The organism is Streptomyces sp. AC558_RSS880 (genome assembly GCF_019049255.1).
Classification (GTDB): Bacteria; Actinomycetota; Actinomycetes; order Streptomycetales; family Streptomycetaceae; genus Streptomyces.
The window spans coordinates 43583-63478 of sequence record NZ_JAGMUJ010000023.1 but is presented as its reverse complement, the minus strand read 5'-3'; the positions used below and the strand labels follow the sequence as shown (position 1 = coordinate 63478).

General features: G+C 73.1%; 15 protein-coding genes, 3 tRNA genes and 2 pseudogenes. 11 read left to right on the top strand and 9 right to left on the bottom strand.

From position 1 onward, the window contains the following. Positions 1-16 precede the first annotated feature (16 nt). A complete protein-coding gene (locus tag KUM38_RS09165) occupies positions 17-415 on the bottom strand; it encodes an HGxxPAAW family protein (RefSeq protein ID WP_308408932.1) in 399 nt (132 codons plus the stop codon). A gap of 94 nt (positions 416-509) precedes the next feature. Between KUM38_RS09165 and KUM38_RS09160 the strand changes: the two genes are divergently transcribed. The 3 genes from KUM38_RS09160 to KUM38_RS09150 all read left to right on the top strand — a co-directional run bounded on the left by KUM38_RS09160 (position 510) and on the right by KUM38_RS09150 (position 2061). Beyond that, on the top strand, positions 510-986 hold the full coding sequence (locus KUM38_RS09160) for a MarR family winged helix-turn-helix transcriptional regulator (protein ID WP_217128798.1): 477 nt from the start codon (positions 510-512) through the stop codon (positions 984-986). Positions 987-1069: 83 nt separating this feature from the next. After that, positions 1070-1501 (top strand): hypothetical protein, encoded by a 432-nt coding sequence (locus tag KUM38_RS09155; RefSeq protein ID WP_217128797.1) that lies wholly within the window; start codon positions 1070-1072, stop codon positions 1499-1501. Positions 1502-1566: 65 nt separating this feature from the next. Then, positions 1567-2061 carry a potassium channel family protein gene (locus KUM38_RS09150; RefSeq protein WP_217128828.1) on the top strand — a complete coding sequence of 165 codons (495 nt, stop codon included), beginning with the start codon at positions 1567-1569 and terminating at the stop codon, positions 2059-2061. Between the two features lie 49 nt (positions 2062-2110). Here KUM38_RS09150 and KUM38_RS09145 read toward each other — a convergent pair. Together KUM38_RS09145 and KUM38_RS09140 are read right to left on the bottom strand one after the other, a co-directional pair. After that, positions 2111-2183 (bottom strand) — tRNA-Arg (locus KUM38_RS09145). A 202-nt stretch (positions 2184-2385) separates the two neighbouring features. Next, positions 2386-2476: transfer RNA gene (locus KUM38_RS09140), tRNA-Ser, on the bottom strand. 182 nt (positions 2477-2658) lie between these two features. On the opposite strand from KUM38_RS09140, the gene KUM38_RS09135 reads away from it, so the two are divergent. After that, on the top strand, positions 2659-3141 hold the full coding sequence (locus tag KUM38_RS09135; RefSeq protein WP_217128796.1) for an SSI family serine proteinase inhibitor: 483 nt from the start codon (positions 2659-2661) through the stop codon (positions 3139-3141). Positions 3142-3415: 274 nt separating this feature from the next. Further along, positions 3416-8110 (top strand): PAS domain-containing protein, encoded by a 4695-nt coding sequence (locus KUM38_RS09130; RefSeq protein WP_217128795.1) that lies wholly within the window; start codon positions 3416-3418, stop codon positions 8108-8110. Between the two features lie 12 nt (positions 8111-8122). Here KUM38_RS09130 and KUM38_RS09125 read toward each other — a convergent pair whose 3' ends face one another. Continuing rightward, the gene (locus KUM38_RS09125; protein WP_217128794.1) at positions 8123-8701 is read right to left on the bottom strand and encodes a TetR family transcriptional regulator; all 579 of its coding nucleotides are present in this window, start codon (positions 8699-8701) and stop codon (positions 8123-8125) included. Positions 8702-8831: 130 nt separating this feature from the next. On the opposite strand from KUM38_RS09125, the gene KUM38_RS09120 reads away from it, so the two are divergent. Next, a complete protein-coding gene (locus KUM38_RS09120) occupies positions 8832-10061 on the top strand; it encodes an MFS transporter (RefSeq protein WP_217128793.1) in 1230 nt (409 codons plus the stop codon). Positions 10062-10176: 115 nt separating this feature from the next. Here the strand turns inward: KUM38_RS09120 and KUM38_RS09115 are convergent, their stop codons facing one another. From KUM38_RS09115 to KUM38_RS09105, 3 genes are all read right to left on the bottom strand, one after another. Then, on the bottom strand, positions 10177-11820 hold the full coding sequence (locus KUM38_RS09115) for a long-chain fatty acid--CoA ligase (protein WP_217128827.1): 1644 nt from the start codon (positions 11818-11820) through the stop codon (positions 10177-10179). A 137-nt stretch (positions 11821-11957) separates the two neighbouring features. Continuing rightward, a complete protein-coding gene (locus KUM38_RS09110) occupies positions 11958-12524 on the bottom strand; it encodes a SigE family RNA polymerase sigma factor (protein WP_217128792.1) in 567 nt (188 codons plus the stop codon). Between the two features lie 269 nt (positions 12525-12793). After that, complete coding sequence (locus KUM38_RS09105; protein ID WP_217128791.1) at positions 12794-13117, bottom strand: hypothetical protein; 324 nt, start codon at positions 13115-13117, stop codon at positions 12794-12796. A 356-nt stretch (positions 13118-13473) separates the two neighbouring features. Between KUM38_RS09105 and KUM38_RS09100 the strand changes: the two genes are divergently transcribed. From KUM38_RS09100 to KUM38_RS09080, 5 genes and pseudogenes are all read left to right on the top strand, one after another. Next, positions 13474-14346, top strand: coding sequence for a bifunctional DNA primase/polymerase (locus KUM38_RS09100; RefSeq protein ID WP_217128790.1), 873 nt, complete (start codon positions 13474-13476; stop codon positions 14344-14346). A gap of 79 nt (positions 14347-14425) precedes the next feature. After that, complete coding sequence (locus tag KUM38_RS09095) at positions 14426-14857, top strand: hypothetical protein (protein WP_217128789.1); 432 nt, start codon at positions 14426-14428, stop codon at positions 14855-14857. Between the two features lie 359 nt (positions 14858-15216). After that, positions 15217-16482, top strand: coding sequence for a hypothetical protein (locus KUM38_RS09090; RefSeq protein ID WP_217128788.1), 1266 nt, complete (start codon positions 15217-15219; stop codon positions 16480-16482). 15 nt (positions 16483-16497) lie between these two features. Continuing rightward, positions 16498-16872, top strand: a pseudogene (locus tag KUM38_RS43540) (UTRA domain-containing protein); the annotation flags it as partial. After that, positions 16869-17535, top strand: a pseudogene (locus KUM38_RS09080) (YdcF family protein). The pseudogenes KUM38_RS43540 and KUM38_RS09080, both read left to right, overlap by 4 nt. 708 nt (positions 17536-18243) lie before the next feature. On the opposite strand, the gene KUM38_RS09075 reads toward KUM38_RS09080, so the two are convergent. Further along, positions 18244-18330 (bottom strand) — tRNA-Ser (locus KUM38_RS09075). Between the two features lie 64 nt (positions 18331-18394). Next, the gene (locus KUM38_RS09070) at positions 18395-19894 is read right to left on the bottom strand and encodes a S1C family serine protease (protein WP_217128787.1); all 1500 of its coding nucleotides are present in this window, start codon (positions 19892-19894) and stop codon (positions 18395-18397) included. Between the last annotated feature and the right edge of the window lie 2 nt (positions 19895-19896).

Genomic DNA, 19896 nt, shown 5'->3' with positions numbered 1-19896 from the left:
TGACAACGCCCGCGGCTCAGCCGTCGGTCCGCCCCGCCCCCACGGGACGCACGTCCTGCCCGCCACCGCGCACCCCGGGTACGACGACCCGCCCGGACACCTCCCGCGCCGCGGGCCGCCCCCGGCCGGCCAGCCGGCAGCCGAGGCACCCCGCATGCCCCTGCCGGGCGCTCACGTCCCGCACCCGCCACCCCCACTGCTCCCTCGGCCGGGGCCCCGGCGGCTTGCCCCACCCGGCGAGGTGCAGCACCCAGGTGACGACGAGGCCGGCCAGGGCGACCGACGCCCCGACGGCCAGCAGCGGCCAGGACACCGCGCAGACGCCGAACCCCACGACCGCCGTACCGGCCCCGGCGATCCCGAAACCCGTCCACCCCGCGACCGTGTGCCCGTGGTCATATGGATGTGCGCTCACGTGCCCGCCCCCTCTGCGCGACCCAGAATCTCTCACGTCGTAAGAGATTTAGCACAGAAATCCCTCACGCACTAAGGAAAACGAGGAACCCGGAATGCAAGCCAAGCCGCGCCAGCCCGCCACGCCGGAGCAGGCGCTGTGGGCGATGGACCAGCTCATCGCGACCCACCTGGTGGGCCAGCACGAGATCGCCCAGCAGGTGGGCCTGAACGTCACCGACCTGACCTGCTTCGCCTTCGTCATCGAGGCCGGCGAGAACCTGCTCACGGCCGGCGAGCTGGCGGACCGCGTCCACGTCACGACGGGCGCGATGACCGGGATCCTCAACCGCCTGGAACGCGCGGGCTACATCACCCGCCGCCCCGACCCCGCGGACCGCCGCCGCGTCCGCGTGGCCGCCCTGCCGGACGCCCTGGCCCGCACCCGCGAGATCTACGACCCCTACTACGCCCGCATCACCGAACTCTTCGCCGACTACGCCCCGGAGGAGATCGCCGTGCTCCACGACTGGTTCCGGCGCGCGAACGCGGTGGCGGCCGGCTACCTGGAGGAGTACTGCCGCACCGACTGAGACGCCGAGGTGCCGAGTGCGGGCTCGAGTGCAAGCCTGGTCGAGGGGCCGCAATGCTCGGGGACAGCCGAAAGGTCGGACACATGGCGAGCAATGTCAGCGGCACGCGCCACCACCAGGCCGGGTGGGAGGCCAGGAGCCCTTGGGCGACGAGTTGGACGGCGGCAGCGGCGATCATGATGACCTTCGGCGGCATCATGGCGATCTTCCAGGGCATCGCCGCCATCGCCGAGGACGACGTCTTCGTCGCCACCCGGAACTTCACCTACGAGTTCAGCCTGACCGGCTGGGGCTGGATCCACCTGCTCCTCGGCGCCGTGGTGACCGCCGCCGGCCTCGCCCTGTTCACCGGGGCCGCCTGGGCCCGCGCGGTGGGCATCGCGCTGGCCGGACTCAGCATGATCGCCAACTTCGTGTGGCTGCCCCACGCGCCGGTGTGGGCGATCACCCTCATCGTCATCGACGGCTTCATCATCTGGGCCCTGTGCGCACCACGCCGCGAGTCCCCGACCTAGAACGCGCGTTCACGGTCTGGAGCTCCCTGTGGCCCTGGCTGGCCCAGGCGGCGGGCGTGGCGGCGATGGTCACCGCGTACTTCCTCCTGCCCCTGGACCGGCTGGGCCCGGACCGCCCGGCCCTGAGCTGGATCCTCTTCTGCCTCGCCCTGGCGCTGATCGCGCTCCTGCTGCTCAGGCAGGTCGTCCACGTCCTGCTCGACCGCCCGGACGTCCGCCCGGGGCTGGTCATCCCCCTGCTGATGAGCCTGTCCGTCCTGGTCTTCGCGACCGCCTACCAGGCCCTGGCCCAGCGCCCCGGCGAGCTCGACGGCATCGCCACCCGCCTGGACGCCCTCTACTTCACGCTGGTCACCCTCGCCACCGTCGGCTACGGCGACATCACCCCGCACGGCCAGGCGGCCCGCCTGGTCACCGTCCTGCAGATCCTCTACACGTTCGTCTTCCTCACGGCGGCGGCCACCGCCCTGACCCACCACCTGCGCGCCGCGCTCCTGCGCCAGCGGGGCCCGCACCGGCACGACACCCCCACGGCCGACGCGGACTCCGGCCCCGAATGACACCGGGAACGCCAGAGGCCCCGGATCTCTCCGGGGCCTCTGTTCTGTGTGCACTCGGCAGGATTCGAACCTGCAACCTTCTGATCCGTAGTCAGATGCTCTATCCGTTAAGCTACGAGTGCTTGTCTCTTCAGTTATCTCGCCGCTCCCCGGTCCTTTCGGCCCGCTCGCGGCGACAGGAAGAACATTACATGACTGCCGCCGCCATGTGAAATCCGTTTGGCTCACCCCTTGTGACCTGCGTAAACGCGGAATCGGCGGTGGGTCGACGGGGGCGGCAACGACGAAGCCCCGACCGCAGGGGCCGGGGCTTCGTGATCGGTGCGGAGGCGGAGGGATTTGAACCCTCGATGGGCTTTAAGGCCCAAACCGCATTAGCAGTGCGGCGCCATAGACCGGACTAGGCGACGCCTCCATGCACAGAACCTTTCACGCGTGAGCGCGAGCGGATTCGGTGCGTGCCGATGATGACACATCCGCGTGGGGTGTCACCAATCGCCACCCACGGTACTAGGCGGGGAGCCCGCAGGGCAAAGCACTTCCGGCCGCCGCATCGGTGTGGCGCAACGTCCCGCGCGGTGGCGCGTTGGTCAGGTCATGTCGCACCTCATCTCACAGGCTCCCGCCGCCGCCCGTCCCGGACTGCGGCGGCTCGTCGTCGGCGCCGCCGCCTCCGTCGCGGCCCTCACCTCGTTGTCCACCGCGCCCCCGGCGGCGTACGCGCAGGACGCGCCTCCGCGCGGTGACCGGCTCACCGTCACCGTGCGCGACGCGGGCGGCGGGGCGGACGGGACGTACGAGGTGCGGTGCCGGCCCAGTGGCGGCAACCATCCCGACCCCGCCGGGGCCTGCGCGGCCGTCGAGCGGAACACGCGGTGGGGGCGGGACGCCTTCGCCCCGGCGCCCCGGGACACCGTCTGCACCCTGCAGTACGGCGGGCCCGCCACCGCCCGCGTCACCGGCACCTGGGCCGGCCGTCCCGTCGACGCGACCTACGACCGTACGAACGGATGCGAGATCGCCCGCTGGGACCGGCTGGTGCCGCTGCTGCCCGAAGCGCGCGCCGCGGGGCGCGCGTGAGGGTGACCGGGAGCGGCGGGGGGCGCGTGGTGGCGAGTCGGGGCACAGGGGGCGTAAAGGTCCCGCGAAGGTTCGTGGCGCGTCGGCGCAGGCAGTCACGGGTTCCGGGCGTACCGGACGTCACATCGCCGTCACTTCCCCGTGCGACGTCCGTCCCATCCGGCGTCGCGGGAGCAATCCCAGCCCTTAGACTCCCTCGCGTGACACGCTGCGGGCAGGTTGGCAAGATGGCCCGAGCGGTCGGCACGTCGCGGTAACAGGGAGGAAGCGTCTCGTGAGCAGCAGGCCATCCCGGGGCACTGCTCGCCTCGCAGCCATACTGGACGCCCTTCCGGACGCCCTGGTGCTGGTCAACGCCAACGGGACGGTCGTCAACGCCAACGCCATCGCCCTGGAGGCGTTCGAGACCCCGGGCACGGCGCTGGTGGGGCGGGGGCTGCTGGATCTGCTGCCGCAGTTCGACTCCAAGCTCATCCCCGGGTCCATGCGGCGGCCCGACCACATCGATCCCCGGGCGCGCACCAAGCCGACGCGGATGATCGCCCGGCGGACCGACGGGACCGAGTTCCCGGTCGAGGTCACCAGTGCGAATCTGGAGACCGGCCAGCAGGCGTACGACACGTACGGCTACACCGGCGACGAACTGCTGATGCTCGTCGTCCGCGACCTCTCCGGCACCGTCGACACCGAGGCCGAGCTGGCGCGTTCGCAGCGGCAGACCGAGATGATCCTGCGCGCCGCCTCCGAAGGCGTCGTCGGGACCGACACCGACGGGCGGATCGTCCTCGTCAACCCGGCCGCCGCCCAGATACTGGGTTACCGGGCCGGCGAACTCGGCGGGCGCGAACTGCACACGCTCGTCCTGCACTCGCGCGCCGACGGCGCCCCCTTCCCGTACGACGAGTCCCCGCTCGCCGACACCCTGCGCTCCGGGCGCAAGCACCGGGTGCGCGGTCAGGTGCTGTACGCCAAGAACGGCGACAAGCTGCCGGTCGACCTGACGACCGCGCCGGTGCGCGACGGCGACCAGCTCGTCGGCGCCGTCATGACGTTCCTCGACCGCCGCCCCCACGACGCGCTCGTCGAGGAGAAGGAGAAGGCCGAGCGGGAGCACGCCGAGGAGCTGGAGCGGCTCGCCGAGGAACACGCCTCCGAACTCACCGCCCTGCGCCAGGGCCACGTCACCGAGCTGGAGGAGCTGCGCGAGCAGCACGCGGAGGAACTCGCCGCGAACGAGGAGCGGTACGCCGCGCTCGGCGAGCGGGAGAAGGACCGCTACGAGGCCCTCGCCGCGCGCCACGACCAGCTGCTCACCCTGCTCGGGCGGTCCCTGCGGGGCCCGCTGGACGAACTGCGCCGGGAGCTGTCCGCGCTGGCCGCCGACGACGCCGGGCAGCTGTGGCCCGAGGCCAACCAGGTGCTCCACCACCTGTCGGCCGGCTACGCCCGGATCACCACCCTCATCGACAACGTCCTCGGCTACCAGCGGCTCGACGCCGGCGGCGAGCAGGTCGCCCGCACGAAGGTGATGCTCGACGCCGTCGTCGCCGCCGGGGTCGACGGGGCCGTGGAGCTCATCGGTCCCGGACGGGTGCAGTTCGCCGTGCACGCGCCGCCCATCGAGGCCGAGGTCGACCCGCGGCTGCTCGCGACCGCCCTCGCGCACCTCGTCGCGGACGTCGCGGGTGTCGACGCGACCGGCAACACGCCCGTGTCGGCGGGCGGCTACCTGGACAACACGGTCGTGGTCGCGGCGGCGCAGCGCGGCGAGGTCGTACGCATCGAGGTGCGCGGACCGTACGGCGGCGGCGACCCGGTGCACGAGCCGATCGTGCGCGGCATCGTCCGGGCGCACGGCGGTGTGCTGCAGACGCACGAGGTGCCCGGGATGAGCGGCAGCGCGTTCGTCCTCGAGGTGCCGATCGGGGGCGGGGCGGGTTCCGTGGCGGCCACCCCGGACACGGCGGTTCCGGCCGAGGAGGCCGCTCCCGCCGATCCGGCCCTCGGTGGCGGAGGGCGGCGCCGGGCGCGGCGTGCGTCCGTGGACGCCTTCCTGGAGAGCGAGGTGCCGGGCGCGCACGACGGCTCCGGCACGGAGTCCGCGCCCACCGGCCGGCGCAGGCGCCGGGCGGCCGCCGCCGACGACGAGCCGGCGCAGGCGGAGCTTCCGGCACCGGCGGCGTCCAGCGGTACCGGGCGCCGGCGTGGCCGGCCGGCCGAGGACGCGCCGGCCGGGGTGGGTGCCGAGGTCGAGCTCGCCGGGGCGGCCGGGGTGTCCGAGGGGGCCGTCGTCACCGCCGCCGAGCACGCGGCGGGGGCCGCCGCGTCGAACACGGGGCTGGGCGGGACCGTACCGCCGCAGGGGGTGCCGGCGCCGTCCGGGCTGCGTGCCCGGCACGAGTCCGGCGAACAGCACGCGCTGCCGCCGGCGCTGCCCGCGCCGTCCGGCGTGGACGGAGCGGCCGACGCGCCCCAGGCCGGGGTCGCGGTGCACGTTCCGGCTCAGGCTTCGGGGCAGTCGGAGCCGACGGGGCGGCGTCGGCGGGCGCTGGCCGCCGCCACCGAGCGGGCGGCGGCGCAGGAGGCCGCGCCCCGTACGGTGTTCGCGCTGCCGCCGGCCGAGGCGGACCAGGAACAGCAGGCCGGGCAGGCGGCACAGGCCGAGGCGACCGGGCAGACAGCGGCGATCGGGCAGACCGGGAGGGCCGGGCAGGCCGGGGTCGACAACGGCCGCCATGACGCCGTTCCGCACGACCAGGCCGACGACCACACTCCACCGCAGCCCCATCCCACCAGCGCCCCGACGGGCCGCCGGCGGCGGGCCGTCGCCCAGCCGGTGGAGCCCGACGGCACCCCCGCCGAGGCTCCCGCTCCGACCGCGCCACCCACGCCGTCGGCGCCGACGGCGACCGCCCAGGCTCCGGTGGCCCTGGGGGCCTCGGCGCAATGGGGGGCGGCGCCTGCGCAGGGGGCGCCTGTCGCACCGCAGGGCGCTGCGGTTCCACCGCAGGGGGCTCCCGTACCCGCTCAGGGCGCGGCTGTTCCGGTCCAGGGCGCCGCGGTCCCGCCCCAGGGGACTTCCGCTGCGCCACAGGGCGCTCCCGTACCCGCACAGGGTGTGGCCGTTCCCCCGCAAGGCGCTCCCGTACCCGCACACGGCGCCGCGGTACCGGGCGCTCCCGTACCGCCGCAGGGCGCCACGGTCCCGCCACACGGGGCCCCCGTACCCGCACAGGGCGCCGCCGTCTCGCCTCAAGGTGCTCCCGTCGCACCCCAGGCTGCTCCGGTCCCGCCGCAGGGCGCCACGCCCCCGGCACCCGGGGCTCCGGTATCCGCACAGGGCGCGACCGTTCCCCCGCAAGGGGCTCCGGTCCCGGCACACGGGGTTCCCGTACCCGCGCAGGGCGCGGCCGTTCCCCCGCAAGGGGCTCCGGTCCCGGCACACGGGGTTCCCGTACCCGCGCAGGGCGCGGCCGTTCCCCCGCAGGGCGCTCCCGTACCGGCACACGGTGCCGCGGTGCCGCCGCAAGGCGTCACGCCCTCGGCACCCGGCGTTCCCGCACCCGCGCAGGGACAGGCGCGGGCAGAGGCGGCGCAGCCGCTTCCCCCCGCGCAGCCGCTTCCCGCCGAGGCCGCGCCCGGTGCCGCGGCCGGAGGCGCCCCCGCCCCGCAGCAGTGGCCCGCCGCCGGTGACACCTCCGGTGCCGGTACGGCCGTACCGGCGGCCGCGGGCCCGTCGCAGCCGACCCCTGCCGCCGGCACCCCGTTGCCGCCCGAGGGTGCGCCGGTGCAGCGGGCCGCTCAGCCGTTGCCCGCGGAGGCCGCGGCGCCGGTCGATCCGAACTCCACGCAGGGGCGGGCGATCAGCGTGCGGACGCTGGGGCAGGGCGTGCCGTTCAACCGGCAGGCCGCTCAGGTGCAGCAGCCGCTGCCGTCGGCCACGCCTCCCCCGCACCAGCCGGGCGGCTCCGGCCGCCGCCGCAAGCTCGGCACGCGCCCCGACCCGGCCGCGGACAACGAGCAGAACGCGCGACCGCACCCGTCGGCCGAGCCCGTACCCGCCCCCGCGCACGCGCCGGCGCACTCCCGGCTCGCGCCGACGACCGAGGGCACCGGACGGTCGTACGCCATAGGGGCGCCCGACGCGGACGCCGCCGAGGGGCCCGAGCCGCTGGACGGTCCGGGCGGAGCCGTCGAGGTGGCGGACCCGCCGCGTCCGCAGCCGATGGACGACGAGCTGCCCCCGGAGCCGCTGGACAACCCGCGCCGGCTGCTGGTGTGGCCCGCGCCGGACGTCACCACGCAGCAGGCACTGAGCGACCGCGGCTACCGGCCGGTGATCGTGCACTCGCGCGAGGAGGTCGACGCGCAGATCGCGGCGTTCCCCGCCGCGCTGTTCGTGGACCCGCTGACCGGGCCGATCACCCGTACGGCCCTGCAGTCGCTGCGGCAGGCGGCGGTGGCCGCCAAGGTGCCGGTGCTCGTCACGGCCGGGCTCGGACAGGCCTCGCGCGATGCCGCGTACGGCGCCGATCCCGCCGTACTGCTGAAGGCGCTCGCGCCGCGCGACAGCGATCAGCACCCCCCGCGCGTGCTGCTGATCGAGGAGCACGCGGAGATCGCGCTGGCGCTGACCGGGACGCTGGAGCGGCGCGGGATGCAGGTCGCGCGGGCCGCGAGTGACGCCGACGCGGTGGCGCTGGCGGGGCAGTTCCGGCCGAACCTGGTGGTGATGGACCTGATGCGGGTGCACCGGCCCCAGGCCGGGTCCGCCGGGATCGTCGACTGGCTGCGGGCGAACGGGCAGCTCAACCGCACCCCGCTCGTCGTCTACACGGCCGCCGTCGACCAGGCGGACCTGCCGCGGCTGGCCTCCGGCGAGACGGTGCTGTTCCTGGCGGAGCGGTCCACCAGTGAAGAGGTGCAGGACAGGATCGTCGACCTGCTGGCGCGGATCGGGACCAACTGACCCGCGCCGCCGTCAGCGGGCGACCAGGCGGCGGGCCGCCTCCTTCACGGACGCGCGCAGCCGGGCGCGGTCGTCGGCCTCCTCGCCGACCAGGATGCGGCGCATCTGCGGGACGACGGCCGTCCAGTTGGTCAGCGCGGTCAGCAGGAACAGCAGGTCGCCGGCCGGGATGGCGTCGGTGACGGCTCCGCGCTCCTGGCCGTCCCGGAGCAGGGCGACCTTGCGGACGTAGTGCTCCTGGCGTTCGCCCTCGTGGGGCAGCTCGTCGGTGCCGTACTCCAGGCCCTCCCAGAAGAGCAGGCGCAGCAGTTCGGGGTGGGCGGCGTGGTAGTCCATCAGCCGGTCGACCCAGCCCTCGATGTCGTCCGGGTCGACGGGGACGGACTCGGCGAGGCCCAGCATCTTCCGCTCGAGGACGATCGCGAACAGCTCCGCCTTGTTGCCGAAGTAGGCATAGATGAGCTGCTTGTTGGCCTTCGCCTCGGCCGCGATGCGGTCGATGCGGGCACCGGCGATGCCGTGGCGGGCGAACTCGGTGACCGCCGCCTCGAAGATCCGGGCCTTGGTGGCCTCGGGGTCCCTGACTGCCATGGGGACAGGGTAGCGCCACTTGTAACCAACTGTTTGGTTGACAGGGAATCCGGAGGAGACGCAGACTGTTCCCTCCATCAGCCAACCAACCAGTTAGTTGCTAGAGCAGGCTCGAAGGGGTACCCCGCTCATGTCCTCAGCGCCCAGCGCCACCACCACCGGCCGACAGGCCCGCAGGCCACCGCTCCCGGCTCCCGGGGCGGGCCCGGGTCCGTCCCGCGGCTCCGCCGCGTTCCTCACGCTCATCGCCGTCTGCACCGCGGTCACGGCCGCCAACATCTACCTCGCCGCGCCCCTGCTCTCCCTGATCGCCCGCGACTTCGGTTCCACACCGTCGGCCGTGGCCTGGATCGCCTCGGTCGCCCAGTTCGGGTACGCCGTCGGGCTGCTCTTCTTCGCCCCGCTCGGCGACACCGCCGACCGGCGCCGGCTGGTCACCGCCCTCACCCTGGTCACCACCGCCGCCCTGATCGCCGGTGCCGTCGCCCCGGGCACCGGCGCGCTGGCGGCCGCCGTGTTCGTCGCCTCGGCCGGGACCGTGGTGCCGCAGCTGCTCGTCCCGCTGGTCGCCGAGCGCGCCCCCGCCGCCCGCCGCGCCCGCCATGTCGCGGCCGTGATCGCCGGCCTGTTCACCGGCATCGTCGCGGCCCGGGTCCTCGGCGGACTCGCCGGGCAGGCCTTCGGCTGGCGGTGGGTGTTCGCGGGCGCGGCCGTCCTCACGCTCGCCCTGGGCACCGCCACCGCCCTCGTCCTGCCGTCCGGGCGGCGCCACCGCGACGGCTCCCTGTTCGGCGGCCTCGCCGCGCTGCCCGGGCTGCTGCGCCGCTCGCCCGACCTGTGGCGCGCGTCGGTGCGCCAGGCGGGGATGTTCGGCGCGTGGAGCGCGCTGTGGACCTCGCTCGCCCTGCTGCTGACGGGCCCGGCCTACAACATGTCCACCGCCACCGCCGGGCTGTTCGGCCTCTTCGGGCTCGCGGCGAGCGCGGTGGCGCCGCTGGCGGGCGGGCTGGTCGACCGTTTCGGCGCCGCCCGGGTCGTACGGGGGGCGTATCTGCTCGCGGCCGTCTCCGTGCCGCTGTTCTGGCTGGGCGGGCAGGTCGTCTGGGCCCTGTTCGTCGCCGCGATCGCGATCCACGCGGCCCTGGTCGCCTCCCACGTCGCCAACCAGACCCTCGCCCTGACCACCACCTCCAGCCCGGCCGTCGCCAACACCGCCTACGTCGTCTCCGGCTTCGCCGGCGGCGCCACCGCCTCGGCCCTCGCGGGCCCCGCCTTCACCCACTTCGGCTGGGGCGGGGTGTCGGCGGTGGCGGCGGTCTGGCTGGCACTGGGCTGGGGGAGCACGGCGGTACGGCGGTGACCGGTGCCGCCGGTCGGTGAGGTGCCGCCTCGGGTTCCACCTCGCCGCCCGGCGCATACGGCGTACGCCGGTCAGAGCCGGGTGACGTCCAGCTCCCCCTCGGCGTACGCCGGTGTCAGATCCGGGTGACGTCCAGCGCGCCCTCGGCGTACTGCCTGCGCAGCACCTTCTTGTCGAACTTGCCGACGCTGGTCTTCGGCACCGACTCGATCACCGTCCAGCGCTCCGGGAGCTGCCACTTGGCGATCCCGCCCTCCTCCTGGAGGAAGGTCCGCAGGGCGGTGAAGTCGGCGGTGGAGCCCTCCCTGAGGACGACCGTGGCCAGCGGGCGCTCGCCCCACTTGTCGTCCGGGACGGCGACGACGGCGGCCTCGGCGACGTCCGGGTGGGCCATCAGCGCGTTCTCCAGCTCGACCGAGGAGATCCACTCGCCACCGGACTTGATGACGTCCTTGGCCCGGTCGGTCAGGGTCAGGAAGCCGTCGGGGCTGATGGTGCCCACATCGCCGGTCTTCAGCCAGCCGTCCTCGCTGAACTTGTCGGCCGGGCGCAGGGGCTCGGCGTCGGGGCCGTTGTAGTAGGCGCCCGCGATCCACGTGCCGCGGACCTCCAGCTCGCCCGCGGACTCGCCGTCCCAGGGGAGGCGTTCGCCGCCGGGGCCGGTGAGGCGGGCCTCGACTCCGGCCGGGAAGCGGCCCTGGGTCAGCCGGTAGGCGAACTCCTCCTCGGTGCCCACGGCGTGGGCCGGCGGGCGGGCGATGGTGCCGAGCGGGGAGGTCTCCGTCATGCCCCAGGCGTGGCAGACCCGCATGCCCAGCTGGTCGAACGCCTCCATCAGGGAGGGCGGACAGGCGGAGCCGCCGATGGTGACCTGGGTGAGGGAGGACACGTCACGCGGCTTGGCGGTCAGCTCGGCGAGCAGCCCCTGCCAGATGGTGGGGACGGCGGCGGCGTGGGTCGGCCTCTCGCCCTCGATCATCTCGGCGAGCGGGGCGGGCTGCAGGAAGCGGTCCGGCATCAGCATGTTGACGCCGGTCATGAAGGTGGCGTGCGGCAGGCCCCAGGCGTTGACGTGGAACTGCGGGACCACGACCAGCGAGGTGTCCTGGTCGGTCAGGCCCATCGACTGTGCCATGTTCACCTGCATGGAGTGCAGGTAGACGGAGCGGTGGCTGTAGACCACGCCCTTGGGGTCGCCGGTGGTGCCGGAGGTGTAGCACATGGAGGCGGCGGCGCGCTCGTCCAGCTCCGGCCAGTCGTAGGCGACGGGCTGTCCGGCGAGCAGGTCCTCGTACTCGTGCACCCGCGCGGTGGCGTCCGCCAGCGCGGAACGGTCCCCGGGGCCGGAGACGACCACGTGCTCGACCGTCTTCAGGTGCGGCAGCAGCGGGGCGAGCAGGGGGATCAGCGAACCGTTGACGATGATCACCCGGTCGGCGGCGTGGTTGACGATCCACGCGAGCTGCTCGGCCGGGAGGCGGAGGTTCAGGGTGTGGAGGACGGCGCCCATGGAGGGGATCGCGAAGTACGCCTCGACGTGCTCGGCGTTGTTCCACATGAGGGTGGCGACCCGGTCGTCGCCGGTGACGCCGAGGTCGTCGCGCAGGGCGTGGGCCAGCTGGGCCGCCCGGGCGCCGATCTCCGCGTAGGAACGGCGGTGCGGTTCGCCCTCGCCGGTCCAGGTGGTCACCTGTGAGGTGCCGTGGATCGTCGACCCGTGGGTCAGGATCCTCGAGATCAGCAGCGGTACGTCCTGCATGGTGCTCAGCACGGCGTCCTCCTGGGCGACATTGCCTGCGCGGCGGTACGGGTTGCGCTGATTCTGCGCACATACCGCGCGGTATGTCACTAGGGGAGCGAATGATCGATCACGCCGCGCCGGAGGCCCGGTGCCCTTCAGCTGCGGACGAGCCCCAGTTCGGCGTCCTCGCGGAGCTTGCCGAGCGCCCTCGACACGGCCGACTTCACCGTGCCCACCGAGACGCCGAGCACTTCGGCCGTCTGGACCTCGCTGAGGTCCTCGTAGTACCGCAGCACGACCATCGCCCGCTGCCGCGCGGGCAGCCGCATGATCGCCCGCCACATCGCGTCGCGCAGCGCCTGGTGCTCGGCCGGGTCGTCACCGCCGGGCACCGGGTCGGGCTCGGGCAGCTCGTCACAGGCGAACTCGTCGACCTTGCGCTTGCGCCACTGCGAGGTGCGCGTGTTCAGCAGCGCCCTGCGCACATAGCCGTCGAGCGCCCGGTGGTCCTCTATGCGCTCCCAGGCGACGTACGTCTTGGTGAGCGCGGTCTGCAGCAGGTCCTCCGCGTCGCTCGGGTTCCCGGTCAGCGACCGGGCGGTACGCAGGAGCACCGGCTGGCGAGCCCTCATGTACGACGAGAACGACGGGTACGGGAGGGTCTGCGCCGCTGTCGCCGGAGAGGCGGCTTCCGAAGCCCTTGTGCAGACGGGTGTGGTCATGGCTCAACGCTATGAGCGGGGCCGGTCCCGCGGATCGCCCGCAGGTCCCGAAGGCACGTCCCCCTCAGGTTGTAGGGGTGCGGCCGACTGCACCTCCTGAAGGTGGACGGGCGGATGAGGGGTACTACGGGTCGGCCCCCGAGAAGGACCCGGAGCACCCGGGCCGTCGACGTCCGCGTCCCGGGCACGCCTGAGCGGCGGTACCGAAGCACCGCCGCCCGGACGCCTTGCACCCCACGAAGCACACCCCCACGGTCAGGACGCCGGCCTCACCACAGCGGGCTGAAGCTGACGGCCACGTTGTCGTTGCCCTGGTTGACGGCCGTGAAGGCGGAACCGTTGACCTGGGCGGTGTTGTTCTGGTTCGTGGCGCCGGATCCGGTGGCCTGCTGCTGCGAGGTGGCCGAGTTGCCGAAGTTGTCGCCGCCGACACCGCTGCCGAGGGCGTCGACCTCGGAGCTCGTGGCCGTCGCGTTCGCTCCGTCGTCCGCGAGGGCGCCGCTGTCCGCCGCCGCGACGCCGGTGAAGAGGGCGGCCGCGAGCGGAAGGGCGGAGACCGCGGCGATGACGCGGGCGGTACGGATGCTTGCCATGTTGTGTTCCCTCCAGAACAAGGACGCACCGGCTCAGGACCGTGTGCGCGTGAAGTACGGCTGCCACCAGGGAAGTTGGCCCCCCGCCCCGGTGCTGTGCACGACGTCGCGAGATCAGGGTTGCCCAGGGAATCCCCGGCGAACCACCCCGGACGCCACCATTCGCACGCAAGCGTGACGACAAGGCGATAAACCCCAGTGCGCCCCTTGAATCCCACCCGCTTCCGGGAGGGGCGCCCCGCCCTGCTCCCCGCAAGGGACGAAGCGTTCCGCCACTTCTCCCGCCGACGCCCCCGCCCCGGCGCGCCGCACCCCACCCCCTTCCCTTCTTCGAACATGTGTACGAGCATGGAGGCATGGCCACCACCGACCGGCAGGCCACGACGCTGGCCCTCGCGCACGCCCTGTCAGCCGCCGAACGCGGACTGGCCGTCATCCCCCTGTCCCGGACGAAACTCCCGGCCCTGCGCTCCCCGCACCGCGACACCCCGGAGCCGGCGGGTCCGCCCTGCCGCGGCGAGTGCGGCCGTTTCGGCCACGGTGTCCACGACGCCTCCACCGACCCCGCCCGCATCCGCGAACTGTTCGCCGCCGCGCCCCGCGCCACCGGTTACGGCATCGCCTGCGGACTGCCCCCGCACCACCTCATCGGCGTCGACCTGGACACCAAGACCGGTACGGACCCGTTCACCGCCCTGCGCGAACTGGCCCGTCGCCATCTGTTCACGATCCCCGCCACGGTGATCGTCCTGACCCCGAGCGGCGGCCGCCACCTGTGGCTGAGCGGCCCGCCGGACGTCGTCGTCCCCAACTCCGCGGGCCGCCTGGCCCCCGGCATCGACATCCGGGGCGCCGGCGGTTATCTCGTCGGCCCCGGTTCCCGCACCGACCACGGCCCGTACACCACCGCTCCGGGCACCGCGCGCCTGGCCCCGGCGGCCTGTCCGCCCGCCCTCCTGCGCCTGCTCCTCCCGCCGCCCCGCGCGCACCACCCGACGCCCCCGTCGGCCGGCGGGCACGGTCAGGGGCTCGTCCAGTTCGTGCTCGCGGCGCACGAGGGCCAGCGCAACACCCGCCTGTTCTGGGCGGCCTGCCGTGCCTACGAGGACGGAATCGGCCCGGCCCTGGTGGACCCCCTGGTCGGCGCGGCCCTCACCACCGGCCTGTCCGAACGCGAAGCCCGCGCGACGATCGCGTCGGCGGCGCGGATGACGGGGCACCGGCCCTGACCACCCCACCCGTCGCCCGCGCCCCCTCCCCCACGAAAACCGAAAGACCTCGATGCACCACCGCCCTAAAGTGCCGACCATGTCACTCGCCCATGTCCTCCTCGATTCCGGCCGTTCGGTCGCCCTCTCCGAGCTGCGGATGTCGTCGACGTACGGCGGGCTGCTCGAGGGCTATCCGTGCAAGCCCCTCAACGACCGGAAGATCGACTGGCTGCTCCGGTCCGCCGAGCGCGCCTTCCCCGGCGCTCCGGTCCACCTGGTCCCGCCCCCGCGCGAGTACCCCGACCAGTACGCGGGTGCCTTCGGCCCCGTGGAGGTGCTGCCCGCGGTGACATGCGTCGGCAGCTTCCGGTCCGAGGCGCTCGACCCGGCCCGGGACCGCTCCCTGTACCGCTCCCGCCTCACCGTCGTCTGGTTCCAGCCCTCCCCGCACGTACCGTCCGGCTGCGACGCGGAGCCCTCGCTGCGGGACCTGCCCTGGGAACGGCTGGCCGAGGACGAAGAGCTCTGAGGGCTGCCGTCCGGACCACCCCGGGCGCGCGAGGTGACGGCCTCGCGAGGTGATGCACACGTACGGAGTGGCGGCATCCCGAGCGTCATCACACGTACGGGTGAGTGTCGGATCCCGTCGCGGGGGTACGAAGCCGCTGTCCCGAGCTCCGCGGGAACCGGGTGCGGTGGCCGCTCCAGATGCGAAAAAGCCTGGTGACAGGGGATTGCGCGAAAGAAAACGGTGCCGCGGAAGGCACTTTCGATCATCTGCTGTCAGCAGCGTGCGCGTGTCTACAGCACCCCAAACGCCCTGATTGTCCAGAATGTTGCTCACTGCCCCAGTTGAAACTATGAAGTTTCATTGCCGAGGAGCATGACATGCAGGTTCGCAGGTGGCTCCCAGACCAGCCCACTCGTATCGGCCGTCACGACTGGCCGGACGAGGGGGACAACGGAACGCACATGCGGCTGCGGGCCGGCTCCATCGTGGTACTGGACCGGCAGGGGTGGCGAATCCTGGAGATCAACGGCTACCCGAACGACTGGTGGCCGGACTCCTATGAGAAGGCGTGGCGCGACCACGTGGAACTGTGGTGGCACGCCAACGAACTGCGGCGGGCCAACAACCAGGCGGTCAAACCGGCCCCCGAGCGGTCCGAGTTCTACAAGCGCCCGGTGGTGCTGGTGCTGCGCAACGAGAACCTGCCCCGTTCCACGCCGAAGCACTGGTGCGCCCCCGCCAGCCACGACTGGCGGGTCCTCCCCGAGCACTATGCCGTCTGCCGCGCCTGCGGCGAGCTGCCGCCCTGCCACCACGGGGAGTACCGCTGGGAGGGCGGCCCCCGCTGGCCGGAGCAGGACGGTGGCATCCCGCTCATGGTGCCGGAGGGCTGCTGCATGGGGTGCGCCGAGCCGATCAGGCCGCGGGTGCGGACCGTGCGCTTCCCGGGCCCGAACCTCTGGTACCCGGACCTGGGGGAGGACACGGCCGTCTTCCACGCCCGCACCGCCTGCGCCGACCAGGTCGACCGCTACCGCATGCAGTGGCAGGCCGAGTACAGCCCGCGCTCCTCCACGCACTCCGCCACCCCCTCGTTCCCGGGCTTCGAGCACTTCGTGCTCCCCCGGACGCGCCATGCGCCGGACGTCCCCCCGCACGACCGGCGGACCTCCCAGGACCCGCGTCCCGTGCCTGCCGTGCCGACCGTGCCGTCGCGTCCGGGAGAGGAGGAATGCGCCTCCGTGACCGGTGACTTCGGCATCCTCCCCGCCCCGTTCGACGGACGCCGGGGGGATCCGGGGACCGCCACTCCGCCGCCCGGTCCGTCGGCACCACCGGCCGTGCCCGAGCCGGCACCCGCGCTCTCCAGCACACCCGCGACGGACCCGACGGTGCCGGAACCTCTTCCCGCGACCGGTACGAGCGCGCCCGCCGCCGCGGCCGAGGCGTCCGCGCCCGCCTCCCCTTCCGCCGAGGGCCTCGAACCGGCCCTCCGGTCCGCGCAGGAACTGGACCTGGCGCTGGCGGGTGGCCCGTCCTTCCACAACGCCGAACAGGCGGCCCGGGTGATCGAGGAACTCACCGCCGCGGTCCGCAACATCGCCCTCTGCCTGAACAACCCGGCCGCACGCGAACGCTCCTGACCCGCGGACGGCCCGTACGACAGACCGCGTCACGCCGCGGAGAACGGCGGAAGGGGCGCCCCTCCACGAGGAGCGCCCCTTCCGCCCTGCGACGTCTACGACCTGCGCGGAGGCGGTGGGATCCGAACCCACGGCGACATCGCTGCCACGACGGTTCACGAGATCGATCACATGAGGGAGCGACTGTTCGCCCGTGCCGCCACCCCGGACGAGGTGAAGCAGCTCCAGCTACCGCCGGGCGAACCGGTCGTCGAGCTGCACCGGACGACCTACACCGCCGACGGCACCGTCGTGGAGTTCGCCATCGGGGTACACGCGGCATCGCGCTTCGCGTGGGAGTACGACTTCAAGGTGCCCGACTCGGCGAAGGACAGGGAAGGTCAGCAGTGATCTCGACACAAGATTGGGCAGACGCCCGGCGCGTGTGGGACTACCACCAGATGGGCCACTCACCCCGGCCGTGCTCGGTCGCCATCGGACTTGGCAGCCACGACCTGGGCGTGGCCGACACCGCAGTGGACCTGTACAAGCGCGGCATGGCCCCCCCTGCTCCTGTTCACCGGCGCCACCAGCCCCACGACACGGGAACGCATGCCCCGCGGTGAAGCCGTCCACTACCAAGAACGGGCACTAGAGCTTGGTGTCCCCAGCACGGCCGTTCTCGTGGAGCCACGCGCCCGCAACACGGGCGAGAACATCCGCTTCTCACGCGAGGTGTTGGAAGAGGCCGGCATCGAGGTGTCCTCGGTGCTCCTGATCAGCAAGCCCTACGAGGAGCGGCGAGCGTATGCCACCGCACGCAAGCTCTGGCCCGAAGTCGAGATCGTCAGCGCTTCCACTCCGATGACGCTCGATGAGTACGTCGACTCCATCGGCGACGCCCGCCTGGTGATCGACATGCTGGTCGGTGCGCTTCAGCGACTGATGATCTACCCCGAGCAGGGATTCATGATCAGCCAACCGGTACCCGCCGACGTGGCTGAGGCGTACGAGCGCCTGTACCAAGCCGGATTCACGAGCCGACTCCTGACCACTGACGCGCCTTCGGCTTGACCGGGTAAGAGCGAGAGCTGTTACAGGTTTCTCTACCTCATCAAGGGCCCGCGCGAGGCGCGGGCTGGCCCCTTGGGCTCGGCCCCTCTGCGCCTTCGGCACCGGGGCCGGCCCATGGGTCCGCAGCGAAGCAACGGCCCGAGGGTAGAGCCCGCATAGCGCGGTGACGGTCAAGGCAATGCCTCCGGCAGGGGATCGGCCGGCACCGGGATGGAGGGGGCGCCGTCGCCGACCGCGGGCTCGCCGACCCAGGCAGAGCCGAGCAGACGCGGCCCCTGGCGTCCAGGTCGTTCGTACAGTGGCGCGCTCCACCTGGACGCCCTGAACCACGCCCGCTCCACGGTGTGTGGGTCGACGGCGGACGGGATGGGAGCTGGGGACGGTGGTGGGTCGAGGCTGCGTGCAAGGCCGAAGAGGGGGGTGGATGCCACGGCCTTAAGCTCACAGTCCCGAGGCGAACCCGGGGACCTTTGTGCCCACCCCCCTTAACCGCGGACCTCAAGGGTTCTCTGACCGGCTTCTGATGAGCAAGCTAGCAAGAGACTCTGACAGTGGCCCTGCGCTGCGGCTAGCCCGACGCAAACGTGCCCCTCTCGTGCCCGGTCGAGTGGGAAGCCCCGGGGACCACCGGGCAATCGCGGAACGTGAACACGCCGACGGCCCCCGACCAACTACCCAGGTCAGGGGCCGTTCTCACTGCTCGTCGCGCGGAGGCGGTGGGATTTGAACCCACGGTGACATCGCTGCCACGACGGTTTTCAAGACCGTTCCCTTCGGCCGCTCGGGCACGCCTCCCCGCGCCTGCCGGTGATCGGCGGCGCGGGGACAAGGGTAACGGTTCCGGGGTCCGGGAGTGAGGTCAGCTGTCGCCCACGCGGGAGCCCAGGGTGAGTTCCGTGGTGCGCTCCTTGCCGTCGCGCTCGTAGGTGATCGTGACCTCGTCGCCCGGCTTGTGGGTCCAGATCTCGCCGATCAGGGTGGGGCCGGAGTCGATGACCCGGTCGTCGAGCTTGGTGATGACGTCGCCGGGCTGCAGGCCGGCCTTGTCGGCGGGGCCGCCGGGGTCGACGGGCTCGGAGCCGCCCGCACCCTGCTCGGTGATCTTCGCGCCGCCCGTGGCGTCCTCCAGGGAGACCGACGCGCCGATCTTGGCGTACACCGGCTTGCCCGTCTTGATCAGTTCCTGGGCGACGTACTTGGCCTGGTTGATCGGGATGGCGAAGCCCAGGCCGATCGAGCCGGCCTGTCCCGTGCCGAAGCCGCCGTTGCTGGTGGACTGGATCGCGGAGTTGATGCCGATCACGTTGCCCTGCGCGTCGAGCAGCGGGCCGCCGGAGTTGCCCGGGTTGATGGACGCGTCGGTCTGCAGGGCGCTCATGTAGGAGGCCTGGCTGCCGCTGCCGTCGCTGGAGGCCACCGGGCGGTTCTTCGCGCTGATGATGCCCGTGGTCACCGTGTTGGACAGGCCGAAGGGCGCGCCGATGGCGATGGTCGAGTCACCGACGGCCACCTCGTCGGAGTTGCCCAGGGGAAGGGGGTTCAGGTCCGAGGGAGCGCTGTTCAGCTTGATGACCGCGACGTCGTAGCCCTGCGCGTGGCCGACCACCTCGGCGTCGTACTTCTTGCCGTTCGGGAAGGTCGCCGTCACCTTGCCACCGTCGACGGCCTCCGCCACGACGTGGTTGTTGGTGACGATGTGGCCCTGCTTGTCGAAGACGAAGCCGGTGCCGGTGCCGCCCTCGCCGCTGCTGCTCTCGGCCTCGATGGTGACCGTGCTCGGCAGCGCCTTGGCGGCCACGGCGGCGACCGTGCCCGGGTCGCGCTTCACGTTGCCGCCGCTGGTGGACGCCGAGACGGTCGTCGAGCCGTTGCTGTCGTTCTCCTTGGCCAGCGTGTAGCCGAGACCGCCGCCCGCGCCGCCCGCGACCAGCGCGGCCACCAGGACCGCGGCGAGCATACGGCCGCGCCCGCCGCCGCTCTTCGGCGCCGGCTGCGGGGAGGGGGAGCCCCAGCCGCCCGAACCGTGCCCGGCACCGCCGTCGCCGTACGACGGGGTGGACGGCGGAGGGGGCGGGGGCCAGGAGGCGTCGGGGGCGGAGGGGGAGGCAGTGGGGTCCTGGCCTCCGTGGGCGCCGTGCGGGCCCCAGCCGGTCTCGCCCATCGGGCCCTGGGGGCCGGAGCCGTATCCCTGGTCCGCGTTCTGTGCGGGTGCCTGCGGCGGTGCGGACGGGGCCGGATCCGGAGCCGCTCCCGGGACCGGGTGCCCCTGGTACGCCGAAGCAGCGGGAGCATCCACCGGCGCGGGCGGCGGTGCGGACGGGGCCGGGGGTACCGCGGTGCCCTCGTTCTCGGTGCTCACAG

Excerpts from the sequence above, each read along its gene's own strand:
- KUM38_RS09160 (WP_217128798.1), top strand. The coding sequence starts at position 510 with ATGCAAGCCAAGCCGCGCCAGCCCGCCACGCCGGAGCAGGCGCTGTGG.
- KUM38_RS09155 (WP_217128797.1), top strand. The coding sequence starts at position 1,070 with ATGGCGAGCAATGTCAGCGGCACGCGCCACCACCAGGCCGGGTGGGAG.
- KUM38_RS09150 (WP_217128828.1), top strand. The coding sequence starts at position 1,567 with ATGGTCACCGCGTACTTCCTCCTGCCCCTGGACCGGCTGGGCCCGGAC.
- KUM38_RS09135 (WP_217128796.1), top strand. The coding sequence starts at position 2,659 with ATGTCGCACCTCATCTCACAGGCTCCCGCCGCCGCCCGTCCCGGACTG.
- KUM38_RS09125 (WP_217128794.1), bottom strand. The coding sequence starts at position 8,701 with ATGGCAGTCAGGGACCCCGAGGCCACCAAGGCCCGGATCTTCGAGGCG.
- KUM38_RS09120 (WP_217128793.1), top strand. The coding sequence starts at position 8,832 with ATGTCCTCAGCGCCCAGCGCCACCACCACCGGCCGACAGGCCCGCAGG.
- KUM38_RS09115 (WP_217128827.1), bottom strand. The coding sequence starts at position 11,820 with ATGCAGGACGTACCGCTGCTGATCTCGAGGATCCTGACCCACGGGTCG.
- KUM38_RS09110 (WP_217128792.1), bottom strand. The coding sequence starts at position 12,524 with ATGACCACACCCGTCTGCACAAGGGCTTCGGAAGCCGCCTCTCCGGCG.
- KUM38_RS09105 (WP_217128791.1), bottom strand. The coding sequence starts at position 13,117 with ATGGCAAGCATCCGTACCGCCCGCGTCATCGCCGCGGTCTCCGCCCTT.
- KUM38_RS09100 (WP_217128790.1), top strand. The coding sequence starts at position 13,474 with ATGGCCACCACCGACCGGCAGGCCACGACGCTGGCCCTCGCGCACGCC.
- KUM38_RS09095 (WP_217128789.1), top strand. The coding sequence starts at position 14,426 with ATGTCACTCGCCCATGTCCTCCTCGATTCCGGCCGTTCGGTCGCCCTC.
- KUM38_RS09090 (WP_217128788.1), top strand. The coding sequence starts at position 15,217 with ATGCAGGTTCGCAGGTGGCTCCCAGACCAGCCCACTCGTATCGGCCGT.